This is a genomic window from Clostridium sp. CTA-1, from assembly GCF_054768215.1.
Genome location: NZ_BAAAAP010000025.1, coordinates 13,301 through 32,164, shown reverse-complemented (window position 1 = coordinate 32,164; position 18,864 = coordinate 13,301). Strand labels below are relative to the sequence as shown.

The following is an 18,864-nucleotide window of genomic DNA, read 5'->3' as shown; positions in this document are numbered from 1 at the left end:
ACTGTTATATTTCTTATCCATTTATTTGATTTTAGTCTCTTTTATCCTATTACAAATTTACTTAACTCTTCTGCGATGGATAGTACTACTACCCAGTATACTAGTAAATTTAAAACAAAGGCTTCTAATAAGGCCTCTGTAAAAATTTTAAAACAACTTTTTTTCACACAACACACATATTATATTATTATAAAACTTCCTGCTTTTTGTTAACATATAAATTTATTCTATGTAGCTTTAAACTTAATTCCTCTAGATTAAGTTTGTAATAATAAACCCAAGGCCCTACTATATCTAATCCTAGAGCATTATCCTTTGTTATAATACACAACTCTCCTCCTTCTTTTCTTATTTTATATATTCCTTCCTTACTATTTCCTGAAAAATATATGTTATCTCTTGTGAGTACTATAGCTCTTGAACAGTCTTCTTCACATATTTTTTTTCTTTCTAATCCATCTATATTTATTCTATATAAATAAGTTTTATAACTATCTATATCCTTTCCATAATAAATATGTCTATTGTCCATCACAGCATTTATACAACTATCATCATTTAATTTTTCTTCGTAATTTCCATCTAAAGTTATTCTATATAAATTATTTCCTAGTTCTTCGTTAATATAATATATCCATCCATCCTTTATTTTCATAAAATTTCTACTAGAATAATTATTTATTTTCTTCATATCTAATCCGTCTACTCTAATTCTGTATATAGAATAGTTATCCTCTATATTTAAATAATATAAAAAAGGCCCTTGTATTATAAGATTTGTGCCTCTTACATTACTTAAAGCTATTTTATTAGATCCGTCTTTTTTTATTCTGTATATTTTATAATTATCCTTACTAGACGAACTTATATATTGTGAATAAAAAATATAATTATCTGAAAAGACTAAAGAATATACAGTAGTATCTGTTAACCTTTCTCTTGAACTTCCATCCTTTTTTATTCTATAAAGACAATTTTCTTCATTGCCTCCTCTATGATTTATGTAATACAGCCACTGCCCATTTATCCAAATATTACTTGCAAAGTCATCACAAAGTTTTATATTTAAAGACCCATCAAGATTAACTTTTCTTATTTCTCCATGAGGATTATAATCCATGTAAGTATAAATTTTTTCATTGCCACTATAATAAATCCAATTGTCTTCTTTTACTACCCTTGTACCATTATTTTCGATTTTACCTTTATTTAAACAAAATTTTATATTATCTAATTCTTTAAAAGCATTTCCATTTTTTGAATATATACAATCTTTAAATTCCAACATATATTCATTATCAATATACTCTTTATCTGCTTTTATCTTTATATTAAGTATATTCTTTTGTTCTACTTTTATATGAGATGTTACTATATTTCCCCTAGTGTCTTTTACAACTAAAATATTTGAATGTATGGATTTTTCATCTATTTCTTCATTAAACTTTAAATTCAAATCTACAAATTTATCTTCCATAATTTCAAACTACACTCCCTTATATTTCTTTAATATTTTAATATCCATTTGGATGGGATTTATGCCAGTTCCAAGCACTATCAATTATCCTTTCTAAAGAAGCTTTCTTAGGCTTCCAACCTAGTTCTTTTATTATTTTTTCAGATGATGCTATAAGTATAGCCGGATCTCCTGATCTTCTTGCAACTATTTCTGATGGTATAATATGTCCTGTAACTTTCCTACATATCTCTATAACTTCTTTAACACTAAATCCCTCTCCATTACCTAAATTATATGTAGCACTAGTATTATCTCTTCTTAATTTTTCTAGTGCTAGAATATGAGCTTCTACTAAATCCATTACATGAATATAATCTCTTACACAACTACCATCTTTAGTATTATAATCATCTCCATATATCATTATTTTTTCTCTTCGTCCTAATGCTACTTGAAGTATTATAGGTATCAGATGACTTTCTACTTTATGAGCCTCCCCTATATTACCGCTTTCGTGAGCTCCTGCTACATTAAAATATCTTAATACAACATATTTTATATTATAAGCCATTTCTGCCCATTTAAGCATTTTTTCTACTGCAAGTTTAGTTTCACCATAAGCATTAGTAGGTCCTGTAAGATCTTCTTCTAATATGGGTATATTTTCTGGCTCTCCATAAGTTGCTGCTGTAGATGAAAATACTATTTTCTGTACATTATGTTCTTTCATTGTTTCTAATAGGCTTAATGTTCCACATACATTATTATTATAATATTTAAAAGGTTCCTCCATACTTTCTCCAACCAAAGAAAAAGCTGCAAAATGAATAACTGCATCTATTTTATTTTGGACAAAAACCTTATTTAAAAATTCTTTATCTCTTAAATCACCTTTATAAAATTTACCACCACATATGGCTTGTTCATGACCTGTAACTAAATTATCTACAATAACTACTTCTTCATTTTTCTCAATTAAAGCTGCCACAGCATGGCTTCCTATATATCCTGCTCCTCCGCATACTAATACAGCCACCTAATATCCCTCCAATCTAAATTTAACAATAAAGTATATATTATTAATTATACACATTATTTTAATATTACTCTATTAAATAAAAGTAACTTATTAGTTAAAAATTATTGACAAAAAATAAAAATCAGTGCATTTTTAATATTTATATAGGGGTTATTTTGATAACTATTTTTCAACTATACAACACTCTGTCTGGAGGACAGTTATCCTATATAAAATATTAAAATATGCACTGTTTTAAACTTTATGTGTAATTTAATTATGAACTATTAACTTATTTTAACTATATGTTATATATGTTAGTTTTAACAACTAATTAAAAACTATTTATATAATAATATTAATTTTACCTATTGTGTATTGTTATACTAACTTTTGTGCAAAAGCTTTGCATTCTTCTATTGTTGAATCATCTGGTTCCCCTTGATGTATTAAACTTTCAGCTTTTATTTCTGCACCGTAGCTTTCCATTCTTTCTTCCCAATCTCTCATCCATTGACCATCTCCCCAGCCATAGGATCCAAATAAAGCTACTTTTTTACCTTTAACTATATTGCTTATAGAATCTACAAAAGGCTCCATTTCTCCTTCTTCTAATACCTCGTCTCCCATAGATGGGCAACCTAAAACTACTACTTCTGTTTCTTCTACATCCTTTGTAGTTGCATCAGATACGGATAATAATTTTACTTCTGCTGATGCTAGTCCTTCTTTGATAGCTTCAGCCATTTTTTCTGTGTTACCAGTACCGCTCCAATAAATTATATTTACCTTTGCCATTATATCACTCCCTTATTTAACGAAAACGATTTTCATTTACAATTAATATTATATATCATTTTCATTTTTTGTCAACAGATAATATAAAAAAATAAAAAGTATTTTTAAATAAAATAAATAGTTATAAAAATATTTAAAATACTTTGTTTTTATAACTATCTATTTAATAAAAATACTTTTTGTTTTAATTAATTATTAAATTTTTTACTCCTATTGTTACTATATACTTTATCTAAGCTGTTTCATCTTCTTTATTATAGACTTTAAAGACCACCTACTTCTACGGATCTTCCTTTGAATGCTTTCTCTTTTCTTTCTTTTTCATATTCTTGAGCTTCTATCGCCTTATCTTTTTCTTTTAACGCTACTCTTACATATATTACTCCTGTAATAGCTGATATTAAATCTGAAATTGGGTAAGCTATCCAAGCTCCCATAATATTAAATTTGCCAACTAATATAAATAATAATGGTATAAATATTATCATTTGTCTATATACAGATAGTATAAGTGAAGTTCTTGCTTTCCCCATAGATTGATAATAATATATAGATACATAATATATTCCTATAGTCGGAAATAGGGATATTATTATTCTAAAAGCTTTTACAGTTTCACCTAAAAGACTTCTATCCTTTAAAAATAATCCTATTATAGGGTTTGCAAATATAAGCATTACTGCCCATAATATTAAAGTTGCTCCTGTTACAGCTACTATAGTCTTTACAACTACTTCTTTTACACGAACTAAATCTTTTGCACCATAGTTAAATGCCGCTATAGGTTGCATTGCCGAACTTATACCTATAACTGTTATGAACAAGAACATTGATATTTTAGTAGTTACCCCTACTATAATCAAAGCCTTATCTCCTCCGTAAATAGAAAGTATATTATTTAATATTACTGCCACCACTGCATCAGATATTTCTATAATAAAAGTTGAAAATCCTACTGCTAAAATTGGCTTTAATATATCTAATTTAAGTTGAAAATTTAATTTTAAATTTAATCCTGTTTTCTTTTTAACCTTATCAAACTTATATATCGCATATACTAATGCAACTGTTTGTGAAACCACAGTTGCTATAGCTGCTCCTGCTACTCCAAAGTTTAAATGCATAACTAAGAAATAGTCAATTATAACATTTAATATAGCTCCTACTGAAGTAGCTTTTAATGTTATATTTGTATAACCTAAAGATGTCATTATATAACAAATAACTAAGGTTAAGGCTTGAAATAGTCCACCAAGTACTACTATAGAAATGTATTTTTCCGCATAAGGATAAATAGATTGACTAGCACCTAATAGGCCTGTAATCATGTCTTTCTTAAAAATTGAAATTATAAAAGTTAAAGTTACCATTATGACTATGGTAATATTTATAGCATTTAATATTACTGATTTTAAATTATCATAATCTTTTTTGCCTAAACTTCTAGCTACGGCAGTAGATGCACCCACTGCTATCATCATACCCAGTGAAGACATAAGTCTTTGTACTGGAAAGGCTATAGTTAATGCGCCTATGGCTTTCGGCCCTATAGCTAAGCCTACGAAAAATGTATCTACCATATTATATAATTCCATAACTAATAAAGAAATCATAGCTGGAACTGCAAATTTTAATAAAGCTTTTTCTACCTTTTCCTTTGAAAATAACTTATAGTCAATTCCCATGTTAAGCACCCCGTTCTAATAGATTTTGTATTTTTAGGTAACATTTTTGCACTCATTTTGTTATCCACTCCTTTTTAAAATTATAATCTTATATAAATTAACCATATTATTTACACATATTAAAAATTATTTTATTTATTTAAATATCTATCTTCTAATATTTAATAAAAAAATACATTAAATTTAATATAAAAATCCTTAAAATTAAGAAGAACCTACTATGTTCTATATTTTTAAAATATATTATTGGTCATAATTTTAAWTGTACTTTTATTTTCTTTATATTAATATTATATTCTTTTAAATATATATTTTCATTCACTATGCTAAGGACTATAAGGTATATAATTAAGGACTATAGTTTTTTCCATTTATTATCAATAAACAAAAAAACACCTTATTTAAGGTGCTTTTGTACTTTTTGTACATATTTTTTTATATTTAATTTGAATTTTGAAATAAATAAACTGAAAAGAGTATTTTTGTACTTTTTGTATATATAATTGAGTACTATTTTAATATTATACTTTTATATTTAACATTATATAGATGAGAACCATGTGTTTATAATATCCTTTATCATACTATTCTTCATTTGAAAAGTTCTTTATTTTTAAGAAAGTTTTATCTAAGAATATATTTATACTCTTTGCAATATAAATAAAAATGCTCCATATCCTTCTATCTTTGAAACTATATTATATATAGGAGATTTTTTAGCAAAACCTAATTTTATATTGGGTACAGAACTTTTTATTAATAAATCTCTCTCATATTCATCAATCCTCTTTGGCTTACCCATAGATAACCAGTTATTATAAGAAGATCCTTTTCCTTCATCTATTTTATAAGTAACTATTTTATAATTATAAGGTAGTGCTGCTATATTTATAGAAAATTTCTTTTCTGCAGTCTCTTTTAAACCTCTTCTTTTATACAAATCATCTAGAGAAATCAAGGACTCTAATTCTTCACTATGAGAATAAACAAGAATTTGAATATCATCGTCTTCTTTAGTAATTATATATCCATCTCCCTTTTCTATTACCTCATTACCCAATTTAGATAAAAGATAATAAGCATAGTAAGAAGGCTTTTTTATTCCTTGACGATTTATTATTCCAGAACCACCATAAAACAATTCATTATTTATATACTCTCCTCCATATATTTCATCAAAAGTAGTTAAAAAAATTACATTTGATTTTTTATTTAAGTATTGGTTTAATATGTAGGGAACCATGTAGGCAGTATCATAAATATTATTTACTTCCTTATAATCTAAATCCCAATTTATAAATTCTATATCCTCATATTCTTTTAGGAAGCTTTCTAAACTCTTCTTATTTTCATCTAAGGAATTTTTTAAATAAAATCTCCATTTTTTAATCTCTTTATCTCCAAAAAAATCTGTGAAATAATCAATAAAATCCTTAAAAAGCGTCAAGAAAAATTCTACTTCATACTTATGAAAATCTATTAGTATAGCAGGTTTTAAATCTAAATCATATATAAATTCAAATACTTGTCTTATCTCATACCAATTAAAGAATCTGTCCTTTTCTGTTGAAAAAACATTCATATCCTTTGAAAATATATTCTGTATAATTGCATATTCACATTCTACATATTTTTGAAATTCTTTTATAAGCTTTACATGATTACCTTTTAATATTTCCTTAGCACTGCCTAAATTAATAATGTCATGCCAATTCTCATCTAACTCTCCTGTATCCTTGGATAAATCCACATGAATTTTTATAATTTTACCTTCATAATTAAATCGTGGATAATCCTCTAAATAATGCATTAAATACTCATATGCATCCTTTAATTTTAATTTTTCATAAAGTTTTAGTTTTTCATAGGTTTCTTCATCTACTTTATATTTTTTTCTATATTGCATTGGAGTACATTTATAATGTTTCTTAAAATGTTTATTAAAATACCTGGTGTGTGAAAAGCCTAGTTCTTCGGATATTTCAGATATGGTTTTATCTGTATCTAAAAGTAATTTTATAGCTTCTTCTACTCTAGTTAAATTTACAAAATCGTTAAAACTATATCCTACCTTATTTTTCATTTCATTAGATAAATAATGAGAGCTTAAGAATTCTAATCTAGCTATATCTTGAATACTTATTTTATTGTTATAATTAGAATATATATATTTTATTATTCTATCATATCTTTCAAACTGTACCTCATTTTCTTTTAATTCCTCTTCATCATATATTAAATAGTGAAAATTATTTATAAGATGATATAAAAGATCTACTAAAATTTCCTCTACTACATCTTCATAATTATCACCCTTTTGAGCTATTTCACAAAGCATTATAGAAAGATATTTTCTTAATATATCATACTTTTCATGCTTTTGAGCCTCTGGCGCAGAAAAATCCGTATAAAAAAACATATTCTCTATATCATAATATTTATTAAAAAAACTAGTATCTATTTGAAATATAAGGACTTTATTGTTATTAGTTATACTTTTTATACTGTGAGCTTCCTCTGGATTTATTATTCCTATTTCCTGCTTATTTACCCTATGACTTTCTGTTTCTATAGTTATTTTTATGCTACCTTCTAAAACATATATAACTTCCATAGCATTGTGCCAATGAATAGGACTTTTTTTTATATTTTGCATAGAAACTTTTATAGGTAAATCATTTGTATACTCTACAAATTCTCTTGGCATAAACTTCCTCCTATCAGTTTTTAACTGTGTCTATTATATCATAATTTAAATAAAGTTATTTATGTTCCTGTTTTAATCTTACAACAATATTATATCAAAATAATATTATGTTGAAATTATCATAGCTACAATGTATAATATTTACAATTAAATTATTGTTTATACTCGGTTACAACTTTAATTATTATTTTTAATCTACCAAATTCACACTAACTTTTTATTAAAAATTTTTATTAAACTAAATGATTTATCTAATAACCACTAACTCTAATACTTCAATTTTCTTAAAGTTAATATTAAAGAGCAAGTATGTATCTATATAATCATTCACTAAGCTTTAATAAGAATAAAAACTTTATCTAAGTCCAAAAAATTTATTTATATTTGTGAGGTGGAATAAATGCTAAAATTAGCGAAACCAAAAAGATTAAAACCTGGCGATAAAATAGCTACAGTAAGTCTTTCATGGGGCGGTGCTGGTGATGCAGACTTACTTTGGAGATATAAATTAGGAAAAAAGAGATTACAAGAACAATTTGGTCTAGAAGTTGTAGAAATGCCAAACACTTTAAAAGGATCAGATTATTTATATCATCATCCAGAAAAACGTGCAGAAGACTTAATGTCAGCTTTTTCTGATTCATCTATAAAAGGAATTTTTTCTTGTATCGGCGGTGAAGAAAGTATAAGAATGTTACCCTATATTGATTTGAATATTATAAGAAATAATCCTAAAATATTTATAGGATATTCTGATACAACTGTATCACATTTTATATGTCTTAAAGGAAATCTCTCTAGTTTCTATGGCGCATCCGTTCTTGCGGAACTGGCTGAAAACATTAAAATATTTGATTATACTACCCATTGGCTAAAAAAAGTTCTTTTTGAAACTTCTCCAATTGGATTAATACCAGCAGCCAATGAATGGACTGGTGAAAGAATAGAATGGATTGAAAGTAACTCATCTATTGCAAAAAACATGGTGAAAAATCAAGGATATGAATTTTTGCAAGGCAATGGAATAATTCAAGGACAATTAATAGGTGGTTGCATGGAAGTACTAGAAATGATAAAAGGTACTACATTATGGCCATCAAATGATGTATTTAAAGATACTATTTTATTCTTTGAAACCTCAGAAAATATGCCATCCCCTACTTATGTAGAATATTGGCTTAGAAATTATGGTAGTCAAGGTATATTACAAAACTCAAAGGCAATAATTTTCGGCAAACCATACCAAGAAAAATATTATAAAGAATATAAGAACGTAATTATGAAAATAATACCTGAATTAGAACTTTACCATATACCTATCATCTATAATATGTCCTTTGGTCATAATGAGCCAATGATGTGTATACCCTATGGTGCAATAGCACAAATTGATTGTAATAAAAAAAGTTTTTCTATACTTGAATCAGGAGTCATTTAAATTGACGCTATACAATTAAAAATTGGGATATGTGTTATAAAACACATTGGAAAAAGCTTAGATACTATTATTTGTTTTCTGAAAATATATTAAGAAAAACTGATTATTTAAGCATTAGCGGGTTATCATTTTTTCCAATATATTTTGCAAAAACAAATTTATAATATATTAGCAAATTGAGCTGTCTTTCTAGACACATATCCCTTATCTGTACTCTTTCATCTATACTCTGTACTCTAAAAAAGGAAAGTGCCACGCACTTTCCTTTTTTATCTTATTCTTTTTCTTCCCAATCCATTGATTTTGTTACTGCCTTATGCCATCCTTTTATAAGTTTTTCTTTCTTTTCATCTTCCATTACTGGATCAAAGCTTTTTGAGATTGCCCAATTTTGTGATACTTCATTTCTATCTTTCCAGTATCCTACTGCAAGCCCTGCAAGATAAGCTGCTCCTAATGCTGTAGTTTCTACTACCTCTGGCCTATCTACTTGTACACCTAGTATATCTGATTGGAATTGCATTAAGAAATTATTTTGACAGGCTCCTCCATCTACTTTTAATGCTTTTAATTCTATGCCTGAATCCTCTTCCATAGCTTTTAAAACATCATGAGTTTGGTATGCCATAGATTCTAATGCAGCTCTTATTATATGTTCTTTTTTAGCTCCTCTTGTAAGACCTAATATAGTTCCTCTTGCATAAGAATCCCAGTATGGTGCACCTATTCCAACAAAAGCTGGTACAAGATAAACTCCATTATTATCTTCTACTGCTGTAGCATATTTTTCTGTTTCTTGAGCAGTTTTTACCATTCTAAGTTCATCTCTTAACCATTGAATTACTGCTCCTCCTATGAATACACTTCCTTCTAAAGCATATTCAACTTTTCCATCTATACCTACAGCTATAGTAGTCAACAGTCCATTCTTAGAATCTACTGCTTTTTCTCCTGTATTCATTAATAGGAAACAACCTGTACCATAAGTATTTTTAGCCATGCCCGCATTAAAGCAAGTTTGTCCAAATAAGGCTGCTTGTTGATCTCCTGCATCTCCTGATATTGGAATTGATACTCCAAATAATATTTCATCTGTTTCACCATAAACACAGCTAGATGGTTTTACTTCTGGTAACATAGATTTTGGTATATCAAATATTTCCAATAATTCTTCATCCCATTTTAATTCATGTATGTTAAATAACATAGTTCTTGAAGCATTAGTATAATCCGTTACATGAACCTTACCTTTAGTCATATTCCATATTAGCCAAGTATCTATATTTCCGAATAATAAATCACCTTTTTCTGCTAATTCCCTAGCTCCTTCTACATTATCTAATATCCATTTTATTTTTGTAGCAGAGAAGTAAGCATCTAACATTAACCCTGTTTTTTCTTTTATAGTCTTATCTATGTTTTTTTCCCTTAGCTCATCACAATAACCAGCAGTTCTTCTACATTGCCATACTATAGCATTATATACTGGCATTCCTGTTCTTTTATTCCAAACTACTGTAGTTTCTCTTTGATTAGTTATACCTATACCTGCTATTTGTTCTGGAGAAATTCTAGCTATATTTAATGCTTCTCCTGCTACACCTGCTTGTTTTCCCCATATTTCTAGTGGATCATGTTCTACCCATCCTGCTTTAGGATATATTTGTGTAAATTCCTTTTGAGCAACGCTTACTACTTCACCTTTTTTATTGAATATTATACATCTTGAACTAGTAGTTCCTTGATCTAAAGACATTATATATTTTTCCATTACAAACTCCACCTTCCCCTTTTAAATCATGTATACTATTTAAAATTGCTTTTTAATAATATAAATTTCTTTTAAAAATATTAAGATAAAAAACTAGTAAAATAATTCTTTTTAAACATAACTTTCTTATATTTAAACTTTCAACTGTAAAAATAATTATAAATAATATGCAACCTTATTAACAACAAAGTTCTTTAAATATTTTTCTACTATATATAACTTATTAATATTATTTTTGTTTTATTATATCATGATAAAATAATTTGATTAAATGTCTTCATAAAGTTTTGATTAAAAAACTAACATAAATAATAATGCTCCTGCTATTCCTCCTAGTATTGGACCTAATACTGGTATCCATGCATATTTCCAATCAGAATCTCCTTTACCATCTATAGGTAAAATTGCATGAGCTATTCTTGGTGCTAAATCTCTGGCTGGATTTATAGCATATCCTGTTGGTCCACCCAAAGAAAGTCCTAAAACAAATATAAATGCACCTGCAGTTAATGGACCAAAACCATCTACCATTTTAGCCTGGCCAAAACCCATTAAACCAAATACTAAAAATGCAGTTGCTAAAAATTCAGTTATAAAGTTAGCCTTTGTATCTCTTATTGCTGGAGCTGTACAAAATACACCTAACTTGGTAGCTTTATCTTCTGTAGCTTTCCAATGTGGAAGGTAAGTAAGCCAAACTAAAACTGCCCCTGCAAATCCCCCTAACATTTGAGCTATAATATAACCTGCTACATTTGCCCAAGGAAAATTTCCTGCTATTGCATTACCAATAGTAACTGCTGGATTCATATGAGCTCCACTTATACCTCCAAAAATATATGCAGGTATAGCAACAGCTAATCCCCAGGCTGCAGTTACAACAATCCAACCACCATCTTTTCCCTTACTTTTATTAAGAGCTACACTGGCTACAACACCGTCTCCTAACCAAATTAACATCATAGTACCCAAAAACTCCGCCATATAAATTGACATAATTTTTACTCCCCCTGTTAAAATTATTTAATTTTGGAAAAGACAAAAATAGAGCCAATTCACCTATTGAAATGTAATGAATTGGCTCTCTTATCTCCGCCTTAAAATATTAAATTTATTTTATTTTATCATCTTTTGTTTACGTTTTCAATATATATTTTTTCATTTTTTTAAAATTAATTATACAAAAAATATAAAATTCGAAAACATTGTAATTATTTTACTTTTAATTTACTACATACTAGTTTAAATACAACCAAATGTTAATTCACTATAGAGTTTTTCACCAAAATTTATAATATGTGCTCTTCTATAAAAAATAACTAAGAATTTCCCTCCCCCCATTTAAACTTATTCAATTAAATTTATATATTAAAGAATTAATATTGACTTTGAATTATATTTAATATACTTTACACTTTTAGTATATGCTGGCTAATTTAAAACTAATATTACTTTAAGAAATTTTTAATATTAATTTTAAAGGATTTACATAAACTATATAGAATTGTTTCTATTAATAATTTTTAGGAGGTTTTAATTATGCTAATTACTACTACTAATAACATAGAAGGTAAACAAATAAAACAATATAAAGGAATAGTCTGTGGTGAAGTTATTACAGGAGTTAATTTTTTAAAAGATTTCATGGCTGGAATAAGAGACTTAGTAGGTGGAAGATCTCAAGGTTATGAAGAAGAGTTAATTCGCGCAAGAAATGAAGCTATAGATGAAATGATGGATAGAGCTGCTTCATTAGGTTGTAACGCAATAGTAGGAGTAGATATAGATTATGAGGTTTTAGGTCAGGGTGGGGGAATGCTTATGGTAACAGCTTCTGGTACTGGAGTTATAACTGAATAGCAATTAACTTAATTTTTAATATTAAAATAATGCTAGTAATATTAACTTAGTTATTAATTACTAGCATTTTTATATTTATTAAGGATAATAGATTATAACTAGTAAAAACAATTTATCTTGAAAATAAAATAGCTCTGTCATGAAAACCTAATATTACAGTAACTAAATATGGAATTATTACACAAATTACAGGTAATATATTCCATAATGGTTTCTCCACACCATGTTCTAAAGAGAATTTTTCGGTAAATTTTGGAAACAATTTGTGAAAAACAACAAATGTTAAGTATCCAAGCATTGTTCCTATAGTATTTAATATTAAATCATCAATATCTGTTCCACGTGCCAAAAATAACTGAGAAAACTCAATTGTAAAAGAAACTAAAAAACCAAATAAAACAGTCTTCGAAAATTTTCTAAAATATTTCCATAGTAAAGGTAATAATAACCCCAGTGGTCCAAACATTAAAATGTTTCCAAATATATTTGCCCCTAGATATAATATAGTCTCATTTCTTGGTATATTTTCAACAACTGCCATATTAAATACCTCTTTAACCATTCCCAAAGTGCTTACAACTGGAATATATGAAATTTCATCAATTCGAATATCTGTATGAAATCCACTAATAGGAGAAATACCTGTTAACCCAAAAATTACATTCATTATAAATATAAAAAATAATACTCCAATTATATGACCTATCTTATTCTGTTGTTTTTTATTTATCTTTAAAAGTATAAGTATAATAATAATAGATATTATCACATTTCTCAATAAAATTTCAATACCCTGCATAGTTATCATCTCCTTGCAAAACAAGTATCATTGAACATAATAATATTTAATTTAAATACTATCATGTATATTTCTTTATAATTTATATTTGAAATTTATTATTTAAGGAAAATGCATAGCACTTTCCTTAAACTCTATTTACTGCAAAATTTTATAACCAATTTTGATATGAAATATCCTATAATTGTACCTATTAATAAGGTTATATATATTAGTAGCATATTAGTAACTGGTTCTGGTCCTTTTGGATATCCAAACATTTGTGAAAAAATCATTCCTACACATATGCCTACCCCTAATTTAAATGCTGTTTCAACAGGTTTAAATATAATTAATTGATTTATTCTTTCTAATTTGACCTTGTTATATATAATTACTGCTAAAATAGAGAAAATAACTATTAAAACTATAAGTACCATTATTTTAATATCAAAATTTTCATATATAAATTTATAGGTATTTCTTATCTCTTCTCCATTTGGCGCTTTTTCAATTCTTTCCAATCCTTTAGTATCTACTATTCCATATATATATAAATTCCTAACAAATTTCTCTAATGCCATCAGCCTAGGACTTTCATACTGTAAGTTTTGACTTAATCTTATTAAATCTACTACATATCCTACTACTATATATGGTACGTATAAAGTTATTGGTGCAACTATAGTTGCTGCAAAATATTGTCCTACTAAACTTTGCATAAACGTCAAAAATATAAAGAAAAATAAACAAAACAATAAATTTATAGAATAAAACTTAGGTATATCTAAATAAGAAGTTCCTATATGGGGTTTATTGTTAAAATAAAGAACCGTCATTATTGTAAAATTAATGAAAAATGGTATAGCTACAGTTAATATACCCACTTTAATCTTAGATAATATAATATCCTTTCTTGTAAAAGGCATAGAATGTAATAAATCGCATGTGGAACTCTGTTTTTCTCCTTTAAATAATAGTATGGAAAATAACGCTATTACTCCTAATATAAGTATCAGTTTCCCGCTATTCCAACCTAATAAACATTGATTAAACCACATTTTATCCAATACAAAATCTTTATCTATAAGCATGCTATATTTTTGATAGCTGATTTGTTCAAGCACATTATTAGGCTTATCCCAAAATAAAATTAAAGTCATAAGTAGACAAATCCATTTACTATTTTTCCATTCTTTATAAAACAAAGGATTTCTAAATAAGCTTTTCATTCTCTTTTTCTCCTTCCATGGAGTATATAAACATATCTTCTAAACTCAAATCTATTTCTTCTACAAACTCCGCTCCTGATTTTATTAATTTTTCTTGCAGTTCGTTTGAATAATTATTTGTTATTAAATAATTTATTCTCCCTACATTTTCTACTGTCATTATTTCATCCCAGGCTTTTATTTCCTCTATTTTATTTTCATCTTTAAATAAAACTTGAAGTTTCTTTATATATTTCTTCATATCCTCTATATTATTTGTGTATTTTATTTGTCCGTTTTCTATAATAGCTACAGAATCACATATTCTTTCTAAATCATCTAAATGATGACTTGCTATAAATATAGTAGTATTTCTTTCTGAAACCTCTTCTAATAATATGTTAATTAATTTTCTTTTTATTATAGGATCTAATCCGGAAGTAGGTTCATCCAATATTAATATTTCTGGATATATACTCAAATTTAACATTAAAGAAACTCTCATTTTCATCCCTTTTGAAAGTTCTCTTATTCTCTTGTTTTCTGGTATTTTAAATATCTTATTAAGCTCTTTAAAACGTTCATAAGAAAAAGTGCTATAGGTTAAAGTATAGAATTTTACAAGTTCCTTTACTTTAAAAGATGAATAATATTGAATTTCTGATGCTACATAACCTATTTTGCCTTTTACTAAAGTATTTTCAAAAACAGGTTTTCCATCTACCTTTATTTCTCCTTCATCCTGTTTATATATTCCTAGCATGCATTTTATAAGGGTAGTTTTACCCGCTCCATTTTCTCCTATAACTCCAAATATACTTCCTTTTTCTATATCTAAGTTAATGTTATTTAAAGCTTTTTTATCTCCTAACATTTTTGATACATTACTTATACTTATCAACTTAATCACCTCTTTCCATCTAAATCTTCATAAATTTCTTCTATTAACTTTAAAAATTCCTTTTTATCTATTCCCATATATTGTGCCTCTATCAAAAGTTGCTTTAATTCTTTTCTTAAAAAACTCATTTTTTCTTCATCCTCCCTAGGATTAAAATCTGATATATAAGTTCCCTTTCCCCTTAAAACCTCTATGATTTTTTCTCTTTCTAATTCTTTATAAGCTTTACTAACTGTATTGGGATTTGTAGTTATCATTACAGCTAGTTCTCTTACAGAAGGCAATTTATCTCCAGGTTTCAATATTCCTCTTATAACATTTTCTTTTATACCGTCTATTATTTGCTCATATATGGGTTTGCTACTTCTGCTATCTATATTTATCATTTCTTCACCACCTTACTTTATTGTTATTACTAATACATTTATTTTTTAATCTATGTTTTAAACTATTAATAATATTTAAAATTAAAATATAAATTACATTTGTCTTTTCTTCTATGCTATATTATCTAACATTAAAATCACTCTATAAATTTACTATAGATTATGTTTATAATCTAATTGTATATAAATAGCGCTATTAATATAATTGCAACTGGTATCATAATTACAATACTACAAATAGTAATGAAATTTTTTACTTTCTTATCCTCTTTGAAAACTCTCTCAATTACCATATATATACCTATACCAATAATTCCTCCAATAGTATTAGTAATAACATCTGTTATATCACTGGCACCTATGCCAAATATATACTGACTAGCTTCAAAGATTAAACTTATTGCAAAAATTTTATAAATTCTCTTATATATAGCGTTGTTTTTATTGATTATATTCATATAAATTCCTAATGGAATAAATAAAATTATATTGCCCCAAATATCTAAACTGTTATAATTTCCATTAAAGATATCATAAAAAGGAATCAAATTAAGTGTTCTAGAAAAATATCTATTAGTACTAAATACCTCTAATGGCGATACATATTTAAAAGGAATATTCCACAGTAGGAATAAAATATAAAATACAAATCCTATAGTGAATAAAATGTTAATTATTTTTTTCTTCATTCTGAAATCATCCCATTCTTTAAGAATTTAAACAATTATTAATTTTCTCTTATATCTACCATCTGTAAAAAATAAGGTGTGTATAAAGTATTAAGTGTACTACTACAACTAATACACTTATAATATACTAAAACTTTTAACTATTGTCAACAAAATTATTATATATTGCTTTATAAAATTTTTAACCTTTAATTAAAAAGCTCTTACTATTAAACAAACTTCAGCTAACATTCTTCAACTAACATTAAGGACTGCTTCATATTGTTTTTTCAAAATTATATAACAAATAATCTCTAATAAAATTTTTAGAAATTGTTTTACTTGTAACATAGGTTACAGAATTAATCATATTTTTTTTATACAATTAATTCAGAGTTAAGTGATATACTTACTCTACTAAATTAGTAACTAAAAATAATTTTAAATATATGGAGGTATTAATAATGAGTATGTTTTGTTATCAATGTCAAGAAGCTGCTGGTGGCCGTGGTTGCACTGTGAAAGGTGTATGTGGTAAAACTGAGGATATAGCTAAAACTCAAGATTTAATTATATACGTTGTAAAAGGAATAGCAATATATAGTTCTCAAGCTAGAGAAATAGGTCTAAATACTGATGAAGCTGATAAATTTATAGTTGAAAGTCTTTTCTCTACTATAACTAATGCTAACTTTGATGGTAAAGCTCTAAATGCTAGAGTTCAAAAAGGTCTAAAAATAAGACAAGATTTAAAGGATGCTATTATAAAAGCTGGTGGTTCTTATAATTCTAAGGAAAATAAAAGTTGGACTTCTAAATTCTTAAGTGTTTTAGGAATAAAAAATGATAAAGATGAAAAAGAAATTCACGATGCTGCAGTTTGGGCTGCAAATAATCCTGAAGATTTTAAAAAGAAAGCTGAAACAGTAGGAGTATTAGCTACTGAAAATGAAGATATAAGATCTTTAAGAGAACTTTTAACTTACGGATTAAAAGGAATGGCAGCTTATTTAGAACATGCTAACAATTTAGGTTATGATGAAGATAGTATCCATGCCTTTATGGCAAAAGCTTTAGTAGCTACTTTAGATGATACCCTTTCTGCAGATGAATTGACTGCTTTAGTTTTAGAATGTGGAAAATATGGTGTAGATGTTATGGCTCTATTAGATAAAGCTAATACATCAACTTATGGAAATCCTGAAATAACAAAGGTTAATATAGGTGTTAGAAATAATCCTGGTATATTAATAAGTGGACATGACTTAAAGGATATGGAAGAACTTTTAAAACAAACAGAAGGTACTGGAGTAGATGTATATACTCACAGTGAAATGCTTCCTGCAAATTACTATCCTGCATTCAAAAAATATAAACATTTTGTTGGTAACTACGGTAATGCTTGGTGGAAACAAAACGAAGAATTTGAATCCTTCAATGGACCGATTTTAATGACTACAAACTGTATTGTTACACCTAAAGCTTCTTACAAAGATAGAATGTACACTACTGGTGTAACTGGTTTTGAAGGAGTTAAACATATTAATCCTTCAAAAGACGGTAAAAAAGATTTTTCAGAAATAATTGAACATGCGAAAAGATGTGCCTCCCCTAAAGAAATAGAAAAAGGTGAAATTATAGGTGGATTTGCTCATAACCAAGTTTTAGCTTTAGCTCCTCAAGTGGTTGATGCAGTAAAAACTGGAGCCATAAAGAGATTCTTTGTAATGGCAGGTTGTGATGGAAGAATGAAAAGTAGAAATTACTATACAGATTTCGCTAAAGCACTTCCAAAGGATACAGTTATATTAACTGCAGGTTGTGCAAAATATAAATATAATAAACTAGATTTAGGAGATATAAATGGAATACCTAGAGTATTAGATGCAGGTCAATGTAATGATTCTTATTCATTAGCTGTAATAGCTCTTAAATTAAAAGAAGTATTCGAACTTGAAGACATTAACGAATTACCAATTTCCTATAATATAGCATGGTATGAACAAAAAGCTGTAATAGTATTACTTGCATTACTTCACTTAGGTGTTAAAAATATTCACTTAGGACCAACTTTACCAGCCTTCTTATCACCAAATGTGGCTAAAATATTAGTAGAAAACTTTGGTATAGGAACTATATCCTCAGTAGATGAAGATATAAAAATGTTCATGAACTAAATAATTA

General features: G+C 27.0%; 16 protein-coding genes. 3 read left to right on the top strand and 13 right to left on the bottom strand.

Translation table 11 applies throughout. The features are described from left to right. Window positions 1-41 precede the first annotated feature (41 nt). The 6 genes from ACYUEW_RS16030 to ACYUEW_RS16005 all read right to left on the bottom strand — a co-directional run bounded on the left by ACYUEW_RS16030 (window position 42) and on the right by ACYUEW_RS16005 (window position 7,667). Window positions 42-167, bottom strand: coding sequence for a hypothetical protein (locus ACYUEW_RS16030; protein ID WP_265203001.1), 126 nt, complete (start codon window positions 165-167; stop codon window positions 42-44). A gap of 20 nt (window positions 168-187) precedes the next feature. After that, window positions 188-1,477, bottom strand: a complete 1,290-nt coding sequence (locus ACYUEW_RS16025) for a DUF5050 domain-containing protein (protein ID WP_003484297.1) — start codon at window positions 1,475-1,477, stop codon at window positions 188-190. Between the two features lie 37 nt (window positions 1,478-1,514). Further along, window positions 1,515-2,495: a UDP-glucose 4-epimerase GalE gene (gene galE / locus ACYUEW_RS16020; RefSeq protein WP_460277278.1), complete on the bottom strand. Its 981-nt coding sequence runs from the start codon at window positions 2,493-2,495 to the stop codon at window positions 1,515-1,517. Window positions 2,496-2,858: 363 nt separating this feature from the next. Then, on the bottom strand, window positions 2,859-3,275 hold the full coding sequence (locus tag ACYUEW_RS16015) for a flavodoxin (protein ID WP_003484293.1): 417 nt from the start codon (window positions 3,273-3,275) through the stop codon (window positions 2,859-2,861). A 263-nt stretch (window positions 3,276-3,538) separates the two neighbouring features. Continuing rightward, entirely contained in the window at window positions 3,539-4,960 is a 1,422-nt protein-coding gene (locus ACYUEW_RS16010; RefSeq protein ID WP_003484291.1) for an MATE family efflux transporter, read from the bottom strand. A gap of 640 nt (window positions 4,961-5,600) precedes the next feature. Beyond that, window positions 5,601-7,667, bottom strand: a complete 2,067-nt coding sequence (locus ACYUEW_RS16005) for a helix-turn-helix domain-containing protein (protein ID WP_003484289.1) — start codon at window positions 7,665-7,667, stop codon at window positions 5,601-5,603. A gap of 400 nt (window positions 7,668-8,067) precedes the next feature. Between ACYUEW_RS16005 and ACYUEW_RS16000 the strand changes: the two genes are divergently transcribed. Then, window positions 8,068-9,105 carry a S66 family peptidase gene (locus tag ACYUEW_RS16000; RefSeq protein WP_460277274.1) on the top strand — a complete coding sequence of 346 codons (1,038 nt, stop codon included), beginning with the start codon at window positions 8,068-8,070 and terminating at the stop codon, window positions 9,103-9,105. Between the two features lie 274 nt (window positions 9,106-9,379). On the opposite strand, the gene glpK is transcribed toward ACYUEW_RS16000, so the two are convergent. Continuing rightward, window positions 9,380-10,876: a glycerol kinase GlpK gene (glpK, locus tag ACYUEW_RS15995; RefSeq protein WP_460277272.1), complete on the bottom strand. Its 1,497-nt coding sequence runs from the start codon at window positions 10,874-10,876 to the stop codon at window positions 9,380-9,382. 291 nt (window positions 10,877-11,167) lie between these two features. Beyond that, window positions 11,168-11,872: an MIP/aquaporin family protein gene (locus ACYUEW_RS15990; protein ID WP_042384507.1), complete on the bottom strand. Its 705-nt coding sequence runs from the start codon at window positions 11,870-11,872 to the stop codon at window positions 11,168-11,170. A gap of 543 nt (window positions 11,873-12,415) precedes the next feature. On the opposite strand from ACYUEW_RS15990, the gene ACYUEW_RS15985 reads away from it, so the two are divergent. Beyond that, complete coding sequence (locus ACYUEW_RS15985; protein ID WP_003484279.1) at window positions 12,416-12,736, top strand: YbjQ family protein; 321 nt, start codon at window positions 12,416-12,418, stop codon at window positions 12,734-12,736. Window positions 12,737-12,848: 112 nt separating this feature from the next. Here ACYUEW_RS15985 and ACYUEW_RS15980 read toward each other — a convergent pair whose 3' ends face one another. From ACYUEW_RS15980 to ACYUEW_RS15960, 5 genes are all read right to left on the bottom strand, one after another. Next, a complete protein-coding gene (locus ACYUEW_RS15980) occupies window positions 12,849-13,535 on the bottom strand; it encodes a VanZ family protein (RefSeq protein WP_003484276.1) in 687 nt (228 codons plus the stop codon). A 134-nt stretch (window positions 13,536-13,669) separates the two neighbouring features. Then, window positions 13,670-14,746, bottom strand: a complete 1,077-nt coding sequence (locus ACYUEW_RS15975; protein WP_460277269.1) for an ABC transporter permease subunit — start codon at window positions 14,744-14,746, stop codon at window positions 13,670-13,672. Beyond that, window positions 14,730-15,626, bottom strand: a complete 897-nt coding sequence (locus tag ACYUEW_RS15970) for an ABC transporter ATP-binding protein (RefSeq protein WP_042384504.1) — start codon at window positions 15,624-15,626, stop codon at window positions 14,730-14,732. Before ACYUEW_RS15970 ends, ACYUEW_RS15975 begins: the two co-directional genes overlap by 17 nt. 5 nt (window positions 15,627-15,631) lie before the next feature. Then, a complete protein-coding gene (locus ACYUEW_RS15965) occupies window positions 15,632-16,012 on the bottom strand; it encodes a GntR family transcriptional regulator (protein ID WP_003361249.1) in 381 nt (126 codons plus the stop codon). A gap of 173 nt (window positions 16,013-16,185) precedes the next feature. Continuing rightward, window positions 16,186-16,701 (bottom strand): VanZ family protein, encoded by a 516-nt coding sequence (locus ACYUEW_RS15960; RefSeq protein ID WP_003484270.1) that lies wholly within the window; start codon window positions 16,699-16,701, stop codon window positions 16,186-16,188. Window positions 16,702-17,144: 443 nt separating this feature from the next. Between ACYUEW_RS15960 and hcp the strand changes: the two genes are divergently transcribed. Next, entirely contained in the window at window positions 17,145-18,857 is a 1,713-nt protein-coding gene (gene hcp, locus ACYUEW_RS15955) for a hydroxylamine reductase (protein ID WP_045515573.1), read from the top strand. Window positions 18,858-18,864: the final 7 nt, after the last annotated feature.

Excerpts from the sequence above, each read along its gene's own strand:
- ACYUEW_RS16025 (WP_003484297.1), bottom strand. The coding sequence starts at position 1,477 with ATGGAAGATAAATTTGTAGATTTGAATTTAAAGTTTAATGAAGAAATA.
- ACYUEW_RS16015 (WP_003484293.1), bottom strand. The coding sequence starts at position 3,275 with ATGGCAAAGGTAAATATAATTTATTGGAGCGGTACTGGTAACACAGAA.
- ACYUEW_RS16010 (WP_003484291.1), bottom strand. The coding sequence starts at position 4,960 with ATGGGAATTGACTATAAGTTATTTTCAAAGGAAAAGGTAGAAAAAGCT.
- ACYUEW_RS16005 (WP_003484289.1), bottom strand. The coding sequence starts at position 7,667 with ATGCCAAGAGAATTTGTAGAGTATACAAATGATTTACCTATAAAAGTT.
- ACYUEW_RS16000 (WP_460277274.1), top strand. The coding sequence starts at position 8,068 with ATGCTAAAATTAGCGAAACCAAAAAGATTAAAACCTGGCGATAAAATA.
- glpK (WP_460277272.1), bottom strand. The coding sequence starts at position 10,876 with ATGGAAAAATATATAATGTCTTTAGATCAAGGAACTACTAGTTCAAGA.
- ACYUEW_RS15990 (WP_042384507.1), bottom strand. The coding sequence starts at position 11,872 with ATGTCAATTTATATGGCGGAGTTTTTGGGTACTATGATGTTAATTTGG.
- ACYUEW_RS15985 (WP_003484279.1), top strand. The coding sequence starts at position 12,416 with ATGCTAATTACTACTACTAATAACATAGAAGGTAAACAAATAAAACAA.
- ACYUEW_RS15980 (WP_003484276.1), bottom strand. The coding sequence starts at position 13,535 with ATGCAGGGTATTGAAATTTTATTGAGAAATGTGATAATATCTATTATT.
- ACYUEW_RS15975 (WP_460277269.1), bottom strand. The coding sequence starts at position 14,746 with ATGAAAAGCTTATTTAGAAATCCTTTGTTTTATAAAGAATGGAAAAAT.
- ACYUEW_RS15965 (WP_003361249.1), bottom strand. The coding sequence starts at position 16,012 with ATGATAAATATAGATAGCAGAAGTAGCAAACCCATATATGAGCAAATA.
- ACYUEW_RS15960 (WP_003484270.1), bottom strand. The coding sequence starts at position 16,701 with ATGAAGAAAAAAATAATTAACATTTTATTCACTATAGGATTTGTATTT.
- hcp (WP_045515573.1), top strand. The coding sequence starts at position 17,145 with ATGAGTATGTTTTGTTATCAATGTCAAGAAGCTGCTGGTGGCCGTGGT.